The following is an 11098-nucleotide window of genomic DNA, read 5'->3' on the forward strand; positions in this document are numbered from 1 at the left end:
CGACGGGTGTCCTGACCGGGGAGAGACGAATCGCCCCGCCCCGGCAGGGGGCGTCAGCCCTGCTTCTGCTTGCCCTGGCCGGAGGTCTCCGCGTCCGCGGCCTCCGGCTCCGGCTGCTCGGCCGGGTCGGCCTGCTCGGCCTTGGGGTCCGGGACCTGCGTGAAGTCGACCCTGTTCATGTGGCGGCTCATGGACTTCATCAGGGCCCACACCGCCAGGGCCATCGCCGCGAAGACGATGAAGCCGAGGACGCCGGGGGTGACCTTGTCCTCGTCGACCTCCTTGGCGAAGGTGACGAGGTGCGTCATTGCCAGGCTTGCGCTTGCGCTCATGTCAGGCATTGTCGCGGACGCCCGCGAAGAGGTCGTCCTCGGGGAGGGAGGTATCGACGAGGGACTTCGCCAGCTCGTACTCCTCCGTCGGCCAGACCTCCTTCTGGATCTCCATCGGCACCTTGAACCAGCCGCCGTCCGGGTCGATCTGCGTGGCGTGCGCGATCAGCGCCTTGTCGCGGATCTCGTAGAAGTCGGCGCAGGGCACGTGCGTGGTGAGCGTGCGCTGCTTCATGCCGAACTCGTCCCAGCGCTTGAGCCAGTCCCCGTAGGGCGACTCCAGACCCCGGTCGAGCATCGCCTGGTGCAGCGCCTCGGTGCGGGGGCGGTTGAAGCCCTGGTTGTAGTAGAGCTTCTGCGGCTGGTACGCGGGGCCGTACTCGGCCTCCGGGTACTTCTCGGTGTCCGCCGCGCTCTCGAACGCCACCATCGAGATCTTGTGGGTCATGATGTGGTCGGGGTGCGGGTACCCGCCGTTCTCGTCGTAGGTGGTGATCACCTGGGGACGGAAGGCGCGGATCTTCCGCACCAGCTCACCGGCCGCGTGGTCGACGTCCTCCAGGGCGAAGCAGCCCTCCGGCAGCGGCGGCAGCGGGTCGCCCTCGGGCAGGCCCGAGTCGACGAAGCCGAGCCACTCCTGCCTGACGCCCAGGATCTCCCGGGCCTCGTCCATCTCCTTCTTGCGTACCTCGTGGATGTGCTCCTCGACGTACCTGTCCCCCTGGAGCTTCGGATTGAGGATGGAGCCGCGTTCCCCGCCCGTGCAGGTCACGACCAGCACGTCCACCCCCTCGGACACGTACTTGGCCATGGTCGCCGCGCCCTTGCTCGACTCGTCGTCGGGGTGGGCGTGGACAGCCATCAGTCGCAACTGGTCAGTCAAGACTCATTCCTCAGTAAGTCGGCGCCCTGTGTGCGTCGGCGCAATCAGCGGCTTCTATAGTGACCGAACCGGGGGGCGAATAATTCCGGGCCCCGGTCCCGGGTCGCCTTACGCGGCGTTCGTCCCGGCCCCGTCTGGAGGACGATCATGAGTACGGTGAGCACGCGACTGCCCGAGGGGCGTTACGGCCGTTCCTCGGACGAGCGCGCCGACCGCACGCTCAAGATCGTCGGCGCCGTCCTCGCGGCGGCGCTGCTGGGGCTCGTCGGCTGGTTCGGCTACCACTACGTCGCCCAGAGCGAGATCAGCGCCGAGGTGATCAGCTTCGAGCAGGGCAAGGACTCCGTGCAGGTGCACCTGGAGGTCCACAAGGACGCCGGTGCCGACGGCTACTGCACCGTGCGCTCCCAGGCCGAGAACGGCGCCGAGGTCGGCCGCGCCGATTTCCGCTTCGACGGGGACGCCACCCGCATCGACAAGGTCGTCACGCTCCGTACGACCTCCCCGGGGACGACGGCCGAGCTGCTGGGCTGCCACACCGGCTGAGCCCCCGCCCGAGTCACCTGCAATACGTAGCGCCTGACCTGCGTTGACGTGAAACTGGTGGCTTATGTCCTCCCCCTTCTGCTCCTGAATTGTTAGGCTCGTGGTTTCGCCCATCCGTGAAGGAACATGCTTCTGGGTAGGGCGATGCTTTGTATTCCCAGTACCTACGAGGAGCACCTGTGACCCAGACCAGCGAGAACGTCACCTGGCTGACCCAGGAGGCGTACAACAAGCTCAAGGCTGAGCTTGAGTACCTTACTGGTCCCGCGCGGGCTGAGATCTCCGCGAAGATCGCCGCCGCGCGCGAGGAGGGCGACCTGCGTGAGAACGGCGGGTACCACGCAGCCAAGGAGGAGCAGGGCAAGCAGGAACTCCGTGTGCGCCAGCTCACCCAGCTCCTCGAGAACGCCAAGGTCGGCGAGGCGCCCGCGGCGGACGGTGCCGTGGCGCCCGGCATGGTCGTCACGATCGCCTTCGACGGTGACGAGGACGACACACTGACGTTCCTGCTCGCCTCGCGCGAGTACGCGAGCGCCGACATCGAGACGTACTCACCGCAGTCCCCGCTGGGCACCGGCGTGATCGGCCACAAGGTCGGCGAGGACGCGCAGTACGAGCTCCCGAACGGCAAGAAGGCCTCGGTGAAGATCCTCAAGGCCGAGCCGTACGAGGGCTGAACCACCCCGACCGAAGTCCTGACCTGCCCCCGGCGTCCTCGCGGCGCCGGGGGCATCGTCATGCCGTCGCCGAGCGGTGCTCGAGTCCGATGAGTTTGCCGGTTGCCCGAAGTCTTCCTGTCATGGAGGAGAGAGGGAGGCCAAGGTGCGCAATCCGATTCGGCTGTACATGTCGATGTCGCTCGACGGCTTCATCGCCGGGCCGGACGATCGGCCGGGCCAGGAGCTCGGACGCGAGGGCGGACGGCTTTTCGACTGGCTCGACGACCGGGAATCCGACGGCCCGAGCGGCCAGGTCTACCGCGAAGCGCTGGCGACGGGCGCGCTGATCTCCGGCCGGCGGACCTTCGAACTCGCCGGGCGCTGGCAGGGCGACCATCACGACGGCGTGCCGATCCTCGTCCTCACCCACCGGGTGGACGACGGGGACGTGCCACCCGGCCATGCGCGTTTCGTCACCGACGTCGAGGACTGCGCCCGTCAGGCTCGCGCCGCCGCCGGGGACCGGCCGGTCATGGTCCATGGGGCCGGGGCGGCCCAAGCGCTTCTGCGAGCCGGGCAGCTGGACGAGATGGAGATCCACCTGGTGCCGGTCCTCCTCGGCGAGGGTCGACGGCTGTTCGACCACCTCGGTGGCGGGCACATCGAACTCGACCCCGTCCGACGTCTCGACGACCGAAACGTCACGCACCTGCGCTATCGGGTGCGCCGACCCGGGGATGCCGCATGAAGACGCTCTTCGTCGCCTACCGCGTCACCGATCTGGACCGCTCGCTCGGTTTCTACACCGCCCTGGGCTATGCCGAGCTGGGCAGGGTCGAGTTCGGCGACGCCGGCCGCATCGTGATCCTCAAGTTCCCCGGCGAACCGGCGGCCTCGCTCGAACTGGTCCACCGGCCCGCCGACGGACGCGTCGACGTGGGCAGCGGAATCGACCACCTCGCGATCCAGGTGGACTCGCTGACGGTCACCCTGAAGACGCTGGCCGAAGCCGGTCTGGAGCCGGAGCCCGTCCAGTACCCGGGCGGCCCCGACGGCCCGAGGACGTCGTGGCTCACGGACCCGGACGGTTACCGGATCGAGCTGGTGGAGTGGCCGTCCGGACATCCCGACGGCATCACCGCGGCGGACTTCTCCTGAGGTGGTCGTCGCTACAGACCGGGAGCGGCGAAGCCGTTGAGGGCCCACAGCGCGGCGGAGTACCACAGCAGCCCGATGGCGGCGAACAGGGCGCTTCCGGCAGCGGGGAGCAGCCAGCCGGGGAGGTGCCGGCTGCGGACCACCAGTACCTTGGCGACGAAGGCCCCGTACAGCGCGCAGCCGGCGACCGAGTGCAGGAAGACCCGGGTGCTCGTGGTTTCCACACCGTAGGTGCGGACGCAGTGGTAGGCGATGGGCACCGACAGCAGGAAGGCAGCCCATCCCACCAGGCGGTGCGCGATGCGGACGCTGCGTGGCGCCGCCGCGCGAGCGGGGAGTCGTCCGTACATCCACAGGGCCAGCACAAGCTGGACGAGCGCGAGCCCGAACAGGGCGCTGCCCAGGCGGGCCTTGAGGGTGACCGCTGCGGCGCCCTGCGCGCCGAAGAGGTCGGTCGCGTACTGCGGGCTGTGGTGCCGGCCGGTCACCCAGATGGCCACCGCCACGGCCACCGCCACGGCAGCGCCCAGTGTGATGGCGGCGGCCCGCGCGGCGGGAGAGTGCCGCCGGGGGGCTCGGTGACCGGTCCTGGCCGTCATGTCGGCTGACTCGTCATGCGGTCGTCGCCGGTTCAGCTCTTGTCGACCTTGTTACCGGCGGCGTCGAGGACGTACCACTCGGCACCGAACTGGTCGAGTCCCTGGCCGTTGGTGTCGCCCGGCTTGGAATCTCCCGCATACAGGTAGACCGGGTGACCGTGGTACGTGACCTGCGTCTTGCCTTCGGATCGCTTCGACGTGCCCACCAGTTTGGACTTCGCCGAGCCGCCGGTCGACGGCTTCCCGGAGGTCAGCACCGGCGGCCACGCCGTGGCGCAGCCCCCCTTGCAGGTAGAGGTCGTCGACTTGTCCGCCTCGAACAGGTACAGGGTGCGGCCCTTCCCGTCGACCAGGATCGTGCCGAGATCGCCAGCCGAGGCGGTCTTCACCATGGCCTTCGCCCCGGACGACGCACTGCTCGCCGATGCGTAAGGGTTTGTGTTCTGGCTTGCGCTGCTCGTGGCCGTGCTCGACGGCGTCGAGGGTGACGACGAGGAACCACCGCCATCATCGGAACAACCGCTCGCGGCAGCCACCGACATCAGCGCGGCCGTCCACACCACGGCCAGGCGCATACGCCTCATCTCAGCTCCACTACTGGTAAGGGCCCCCAATGCGTAGGGCGATGAACGCATACTCCCCGCGTTCTCGCGCGCTTCCTGCCCCACGGCGTCGAGCTTCACTGAGATGGACTCGTCGAGCGGCGGGCACAGGCGTCAGCCTTCCGCCCGGCGGTACTTGCGCACCGCCAGGGTGCGGAACACCGCGATGATCAGGACCGAGTAGATCAGCGACGCCCAGACCGCGTGCTGCATGGGCCATGCGCCGGACTGGGACACACCCGGGTCGCCGAAGAGCCGGCGGCACGCCTGGACAGTGGCGCTGAACGGGTTCCAGTCGGCGACGTGCCGCAGCCAGGGTGTCATCTGGCTGGTGTCGACGAAGGCGCTCGAAATGAAGGTCACCGGGAACAGCCAGATCAGGCCTCCCGAGGTCGCCGCCTCCGGTGTACGCACGGACAGACCGATCAGTGCCCCGATCCATGTGAAGGCGTACCCCAGGAGGAGCAGCAGGCCGAAGCCGCCCAGGATCTTGGCGAAGTTGGTCGGCTCCGCGTAGCCGGGGCGCCAGCCCACGAGCAGTGCGACGATGGCGAGGACGAGCAGCGTGAGGGCCGTCTGCACCAGATCTGCGACGGTACGGCCGGTCAGCACCGCGCCACGCGCCATCGGCAGGGAGCGGAAGCGATCGATGAGGCCTTTGTGCATGTCGTCCGCGATGCCGGCGCCCGCTCCTGCGGTGGCGAACGTGACGGTCTGCGCGAAGATCCCCGCCATCAGGAAGTTCTTGTAGACGTCCGGGTCGGTGGTAGTGCCGATCTTCATCGAGCCGCCGAAGACGTAGGTGAAGAGGATCACGAACATCACCGGCTGGATCAGCCCGAAGAGGACCATCTCGGGGATCCGGGTCATGCGGATCAGGTTCCGCCGGGCGATGACCAGGGAGTCGCTCATGGTGCTGCTCACTTCACGGCCTCCTCGTCGTTCTCCTCGTTCTTCGCCTCGGCCACGTGTCCCGTCAGCGACAGGAAGACGTCGTCGAGGGTCGGCCGGCGCAGGCCGATGTCGTCGATCTCGATGCCCCGGGCGTCCAGCTCCCGGATGACCTCGGCGAGGAGCTTGGCGCCGCCGGTCACGGGCGTGGTGAGCTTGCGCATGTGCTCCTCGACCGTGGTGTCGCCCTTGCCGAAGCCGGTGAGCACCCCGGCGGCGGCCGCGATGTGCTCGCGCTCGTGCACCACGACCTCGACGCGCTCGCCGCCGGTGCGGGCCTTGAGCTGGTCGGAGGTGCCCTTGGCGATGACCTTGCCGTGGTCGACCACCGCGATGTCGTGCGCCAGGTGGTCGGCCTCTTCCAGGTACTGCGTGGTCAGCAGCAGCGTCGTGCCGCCGGAGACCAGGTTCTTGATGACCTCCCACAGCTGCTGGCGGTTGCGGGGGTCGAGGCCGGTCGTCGGCTCGTCCATGAACATCACGGGCGGCGAGACGACGAGGGCCGCCGCGAGGTCGAGCCGGCGGCGCATGCCTCCGGAGTAGGTCTTGGTGGGGCGGTCGGCCGCGTCCGCGAGGTGGAACTGCTCGAGCAGTTCGGCCGCGCGCTCCTTCGCCGCCTTCGCCTTCAGCTGGTAGAGCCGGCCCACCATGTACAGGTTCTCGCGGCCGGTCAGATACTCGTCGACGGCCGCGAACTGGCCGGACAGGCCGATGGAGCGGCGGACGGCGTCGGGCTGTTCGAGCACGTCGATGCCCGCGACAACCGCCCGGCCGCTGTCGGGGCGCAGCAGGGTGGTCAGGCAGCGGACGGCGGTCGTCTTGCCCGCGCCGTTCGGCCCGAGCAGGCCGAGGACCGTGCCCTCGGGCACGTCGAGGTCGACGCCGTCCAGGGCCCTTACGTCACCGAAGGTCTTGACCAGCCCTTCGGCATGGATGGCGGCTGGCATATGAATCTCCACGTCTTCGGGGAGTGCCGGACAGGTGCATCACGCTTCACGACACACCATAACGCGATGTATCGCGTCTTACAATGAGGCTTTCCGCGTTCTGCTCCCAAGCGACGAAAGATCTTGAGCCCGGCGCGTCGAGCTCGGTGGGCGGTCAGCCCATGACCGTGTAGCCCGCCTCGCGCAGCGCCTGGCCCACCTCGACGCAGTGCGCCGGGCCCTTCGTCTCCAGGTGCAGCTCGACCTCCGCCTCCGTGAGCCCGAGCCGTGGGTCGGTTCGTACATGGCTCACATCGAGGACGTTAGCGTCGACCACTGACAACACGCCCAGAAGTGTGGCAAGAGCCCCGGGCCGGTCCGTCAGCCGCAGCCGGACGGCCAGGTAGCGGCCCTGCGCGGTCATGCCGTGCCGCAGTACCCGCTGCATCAGCACCGGATCGACGTTGCCGCCGGACAGCACCGCGACGACCGGCCCCTCGAAGGAGTCGGGCCGGCCCAGCAGCGCCGCGACCGGGCTCGCCCCGGCCGGCTCCACGACCAGCTTGGCCCGCTCCAGGCACAACAACAGCGCGGCGGACAGCTCGTCCTCGCTGACCGTCCGCACCTCGTCGACCAGTTCACCGACGATCCCGAACGGCACGTCGCCGGGCCGCCCGACCTTGATGCCGTCGGCCATCGTCGCCGGATTCTCGACCGTGACGGGCCGGCCCGCCGCCAGGGACGGCGGATAGGCCGCCGCGCCCTCCGCCTGGACGCCCACGATCCGCATATCCGGCCGCAGCGCCTTCACCGACACCGCGATCCCGGCGGCCAGCCCGCCCCCGCCGATGCCGACGACGATCGTGCGCGCCTCCGGGCACTGCTCCAGGATCTCCAGGCCCACCGTGCCCTGGCCCGCGATGATGTCGGGGTGGTCGAAGGGGTGGATGAACACCGCGCCCGTCTCGGCCGCGTACTCCTGGGCGGCGGCCAGCGTCTCGTCGACCACCTGGCCGTGCAGCCGCACCTCGGCCCCGTAGTCCCGGGTCGCGCTGACCTTGGGCAACGGGGCGCCCTTCGGCATGAACACCGTGGAGCGCACGCCGAGCAGCGCGGAGGCCAGGGCCACGCCCTGCGCGTGGTTGCCGGCGCTCGCGGCGACGACACCGGCGGCGCGTTCCTCGGGCAGCAGACCGGCGATCCGCACGTAGGCGCCGCGCAGCTTGAACGAACCTGTCCGCTGGAGGTTCTCGCACTTGAGATGCACCGGCGCGCCGACCATCTGGGACAGGTGCCTGCTGCCCTCCATCGCGGTCACCCGCGCCACACCCGAGAGCATCTTCTGGGCGCCGCGCACGTCGTCGAGGGTGACGGGCCGCAAGGAGTCCGCCGTGCTGTAGCTCATGACTCCAGCATCGCAGTTCACGAACGGGAACGGCCGTTGTGACCAACCTCCGAGACCCGCTTTGCCCAGCGCCGGTACGGCCCGCCCCCCGGCCGCGTACCCTGTCCCCCAATCAGCCAGCCCTTCACGAAGTGAGCCCCCGGCCATGCCCACAACACCTGAAATGTCGATGGACATGACGACCGTCGGTGACACCGGTCTTCTCGACACGCTCCAGCACGAGGTGGCGGTGTTCGCGCGCCGTGCCGAACAGACCCGGCTCGGCGGGGTCGGGCAGGTGCGCAACTCCATGGACCGCGCCGCGTACCTGCTGCTCAACCGTCTCGACAAGGAAGGCCCCATGGGCGTCAAAGCCCTGGCCGCGAGCATGGGGATCGACTCGTCGACGGTCACCCGGCAGGTGGCTCCGCTCGTCGACACCGGCCTGGTCAAGCGCACGTCGCACCCCGAGGACGGGCGCGCGGTGGTACTCCAGCTGTCCCCGCGCGGGCAGGCGCGGCTGGAGGAAGTGCGTTCGTCCCGGCGGCAGTTGATGGCCGAGCTGACCGAGGACTGGCAGCCGGAGGAGCGCGAGGCGTTCTGCTCGCTCCTCACGCGCTTCAACAGCGCGCTGTCCGCCCGGATGGCGGTCCAGGGGGTACCGGGACCGGAGGCGCAGTCGCCGTCCTGACCCCACGCGCGCGTGGCCGACTCAGCGGGCGGGACGCCGACGCCGTCCGCGGGCGGGCCGCGACGCTCCTGTGACAGGAGGCCGGCCGGGCCCGGGAAGGGCTCCGGCCGCGGTGCGGCCCGTGCCTGCCGCCGCCTCCCGCCGTGCCACCCGGTGCGCGGCTCTTGACCTCGGGGCCGCACCTGGCCTGATATGAGACCGGGCCCCCTCGTACGCGGCCGTCGCGCGTGTACCCGGCCGGGCCCGCATCCTGAGGGTCGCCGTCAGGCGGGAGGCGCGGTGCGAGAGCGGCAGGCGTCCCAGGCAACCCGTCGGGCCCGGGAGTTCGAGGCGTTCGTCGCGGGCGCGGCCGGGCGGCTGCTGCACGCCGCCACCCTGCTCACCGCGGAGGCCCCGGACGACAACCCCCGCGCGCGGCGCCTGCTGACCCTCTCACTGGCGCACACGTACGCGTGCTGGGACCGGCTGCGCGGCGAGGATCCGTACGACCTCACCCGGCAGTACCTGGCGACCCGCTTCGCGCGCGGCGCGTGGCACCACTACGGCGGTCCCGGCCGCTCCCGGCCGCACCCGGCGAGCCCCCTGGCCCCGCTCAGCCCGCAGGAGCGGCTCATCCTGGTGCTGATGCTCCACGAAGGCGTCGCCGAGGAGCAGACGGCCGCCCTGCTCGGCCTGTCCCCGGAGCGCGTACGGGCCATCTGCCACCGGGCGACGACGACCCTGCTGCACCGCGCGCGGGGCCCGGCCCCGGCAGTGAGGGCCGCGAAGACGGTGCCGTCATGAGTCTGTGCGGCTCTCCCGGCGAGAGCCGCCTCGGCGCGTGCTCTCCCGGCGAACGGAGGTCGGCATGAGCGGGAACGACCGCGACGCGGCCGTGCGGCGGCTGCTGGAGGAGGCGTCGACGCGGTCCGTGCCGCCGGAGCTTCACGCGGAGGCGGTGCGCCGGGGCGGCCGGATGCTGCGGCGCAGGACGGTCGCCCGGCGCCTGCTGTGGCTGCTGATGTTCGCGGCGGCCGTGGCGTTCACGGTGTGGGCGCTGACGGCCCGCCCGTGGGTGGAGCCGCCGTCGGACACGACTCCACCCCTCACCGGCTGGTGACGCCGCCGGGATCGCCGTGACTAGCCGAGCGCCTGCTGGAGGTCTTCCAGCAGATCGTCGGCGTTCTCGATGCCGACGGACAGCCGCACCAGGTCGCCGGGCACCTCCAGGAGCGAGCCGGCCACGGAGGCGTGCGTCATCCGGCCGGGGTGCTCGATCAGCGACTCGACGCCGCCCAGGGACTCGCCCAGCGTGAAGACCTTGGCGCGGTTGCAGACCTCGACGGCCGCCTCCTCGCCGCCCGCCACGCGGAAGGAGACCATGCCGCCGAACGACTTCATCTGCTTGGCGGCGGCCTCGTGACCGGGGTGCTCCGGCAGGCCCGGGTACAGGACGCTCGTCACGCGCGCGTGCCGGGTGAGCATGTCGGCGACCTTCGCGGCGTTCTCGCTGTGCCGGTCCATGCGCACGGGGAGGGTCTTGGTGCCGCGCAGCACCAGCCAGGAGTCGAAGGGCCCGGCGACCGCGCCCATCGCGTTCTGGTGGAAGGCCAGCTCCTCGCCCAGGTCCGGGTCGTTCGTGATCAGGGCGCCGCCGACGACGTCCGAGTGGCCGCCCATGTACTTGGTCAGCGAGTGCACGACGACGTCCGCGCCGAGCGAGAGCGGCTGCTGGAGGTAGGGCGTGGCGAAGGTGTTGTCGACGACGAGGCGGGCGCCCGCGTCCCGGGCGATCTGAGCGACGGCGGCGATGTCCGTGATGTTCAGGAGCGGGTTGGAGGGCGTCTCGACCCACACGGCCTTGGTCTTCGGGGTGATCGCGGCCCGTACGGCGGCCGGGTCGCCGGTGTCGGCGACCGACCACTCCACTCCCCAGCGGGCGACGACCTTGGCGAAGAGGCGGAACGTGCCGCCGTAGGCGTCGTTGGGGATGACGATGTGGTCACCGGGGCTGAGCAGCGTACGCAGCAGGCAGTCCTCGGCCGCCAGCCCGGACGCGAACGCGAGCCCCCGACGGCCGCCCTCCAGGGCGGCGAGGTTCTCCTCCAGCGCGGTCCTGGTCGGGTTGGCGCTGCGGCTGTACTCGTAGCCGCCGCGCAGGCCCCCGACGCCGTCCTGCTTGTAGGTGGACACCTGGTAGATCGGCGGGACGACCGCGCCCGTCAGGGGGTCGGCGGTGTTGCCCGCGTGGATCGCGAGCGTCTCGAAGTGCTGACTGATATGCCTGTCGCTCATGAGCACCGAGGGTAGTGCGCCGACGCGACGAGTGCCGGGGTGAACTGCCGAGGGGCGAGGCGCCACGGCCCCGCGGGCGGGCGGGGGCCGGAG

General features: G+C 70.5%; 15 protein-coding genes. 7 read left to right on the forward strand and 8 right to left on the reverse strand.

Features of this window, described 5'->3' with window-relative positions:
- Positions 1-53: 53 nt before the first annotated feature.
- Positions 54-341, reverse strand: a complete 288-nt coding sequence (locus CCL05_RS06590; protein WP_086559536.1) for a hypothetical protein — start codon at positions 339-341, stop codon at positions 54-56.
- Positions 334-1215, reverse strand: a complete 882-nt coding sequence (gene mca / locus CCL05_RS06595) for a mycothiol conjugate amidase Mca (RefSeq protein ID WP_086559537.1) — start codon at positions 1213-1215, stop codon at positions 334-336. Before mca ends, CCL05_RS06590 begins: the two co-directional genes overlap by 8 nt.
- Positions 1216-1362: 147 nt before the next feature.
- On the opposite strand from mca, the gene CCL05_RS06600 reads away from it, so the two are divergent.
- The 4 genes from CCL05_RS06600 to CCL05_RS06615 all read left to right on the forward strand — a co-directional run bounded on the left by CCL05_RS06600 (position 1363) and on the right by CCL05_RS06615 (position 3578).
- Positions 1363-1761, forward strand: coding sequence for a DUF4307 domain-containing protein (locus CCL05_RS06600; RefSeq protein ID WP_086559538.1), 399 nt, complete (start codon positions 1363-1365; stop codon positions 1759-1761).
- Positions 1762-1940: 179 nt separating this feature from the next.
- Positions 1941-2438: a transcription elongation factor GreA gene (greA, locus tag CCL05_RS06605; protein ID WP_086559539.1), complete on the forward strand. Its 498-nt coding sequence runs from the start codon at positions 1941-1943 to the stop codon at positions 2436-2438.
- Positions 2439-2583: 145 nt separating this feature from the next.
- Positions 2584-3168: a dihydrofolate reductase family protein gene (locus CCL05_RS06610; RefSeq protein ID WP_086559540.1), complete on the forward strand. Its 585-nt coding sequence runs from the start codon at positions 2584-2586 to the stop codon at positions 3166-3168.
- Positions 3165-3578, forward strand: a complete 414-nt coding sequence (locus CCL05_RS06615; protein ID WP_086559541.1) for a VOC family protein — start codon at positions 3165-3167, stop codon at positions 3576-3578. Before CCL05_RS06610 ends, CCL05_RS06615 begins: the two co-directional genes overlap by 4 nt.
- An 11-nt stretch (positions 3579-3589) precedes the next feature.
- Here CCL05_RS06615 and CCL05_RS06620 read toward each other — a convergent pair whose 3' ends face one another.
- The 5 genes from CCL05_RS06620 to ilvA all read right to left on the reverse strand — a co-directional run bounded on the left by CCL05_RS06620 (position 3590) and on the right by ilvA (position 8061).
- The gene (locus CCL05_RS06620) at positions 3590-4177 is read right to left on the reverse strand and encodes a DUF6529 family protein (RefSeq protein WP_086559542.1); all 588 of its coding nucleotides are present in this window, start codon (positions 4175-4177) and stop codon (positions 3590-3592) included.
- A 32-nt stretch (positions 4178-4209) separates the two neighbouring features.
- On the reverse strand, positions 4210-4752 hold the full coding sequence (locus CCL05_RS06625; protein ID WP_244204195.1) for a COG4315 family predicted lipoprotein: 543 nt from the start codon (positions 4750-4752) through the stop codon (positions 4210-4212).
- A 141-nt stretch (positions 4753-4893) separates the two neighbouring features.
- Positions 4894-5691, reverse strand: coding sequence for an ABC transporter permease (locus tag CCL05_RS06630; protein WP_086559549.1), 798 nt, complete (start codon positions 5689-5691; stop codon positions 4894-4896).
- An 8-nt stretch (positions 5692-5699) separates the two neighbouring features.
- On the reverse strand, positions 5700-6677 hold the full coding sequence (locus CCL05_RS06635) for an ATP-binding cassette domain-containing protein (protein ID WP_086559544.1): 978 nt from the start codon (positions 6675-6677) through the stop codon (positions 5700-5702).
- Positions 6678-6831: 154 nt separating this feature from the next.
- Complete coding sequence (ilvA, locus tag CCL05_RS06640) at positions 6832-8061, reverse strand: threonine ammonia-lyase (RefSeq protein WP_086559545.1); 1230 nt, start codon at positions 8059-8061, stop codon at positions 6832-6834.
- A 163-nt stretch (positions 8062-8224) separates the two neighbouring features.
- Between ilvA and CCL05_RS06645 the strand changes: the two genes are divergently transcribed.
- From CCL05_RS06645 to CCL05_RS06655, 3 genes are all read left to right on the forward strand, one after another.
- A complete protein-coding gene (locus CCL05_RS06645; RefSeq protein ID WP_208641395.1) occupies positions 8225-8731 on the forward strand; it encodes a MarR family winged helix-turn-helix transcriptional regulator in 507 nt (168 codons plus the stop codon).
- A gap of 279 nt (positions 8732-9010) precedes the next feature.
- Entirely contained in the window at positions 9011-9514 is a 504-nt protein-coding gene (locus CCL05_RS06650) for a sigma factor-like helix-turn-helix DNA-binding protein (protein ID WP_107400432.1), read from the forward strand.
- A gap of 64 nt (positions 9515-9578) precedes the next feature.
- Positions 9579-9830: a hypothetical protein gene (locus CCL05_RS06655; RefSeq protein WP_086559546.1), complete on the forward strand. Its 252-nt coding sequence runs from the start codon at positions 9579-9581 to the stop codon at positions 9828-9830.
- A gap of 20 nt (positions 9831-9850) precedes the next feature.
- On the opposite strand, the gene CCL05_RS06660 is transcribed toward CCL05_RS06655, so the two are convergent.
- Complete coding sequence (locus CCL05_RS06660; RefSeq protein ID WP_086559547.1) at positions 9851-11005, reverse strand: cystathionine gamma-synthase; 1155 nt, start codon at positions 11003-11005, stop codon at positions 9851-9853.
- Positions 11006-11098: the final 93 nt, after the last annotated feature.

The sequence above is a fragment of the Streptomyces africanus genome (assembly GCF_002150735.1).
Classification (GTDB): Bacteria; Actinomycetota; Actinomycetes; order Streptomycetales; family Streptomycetaceae; genus Streptomyces; species Streptomyces africanus.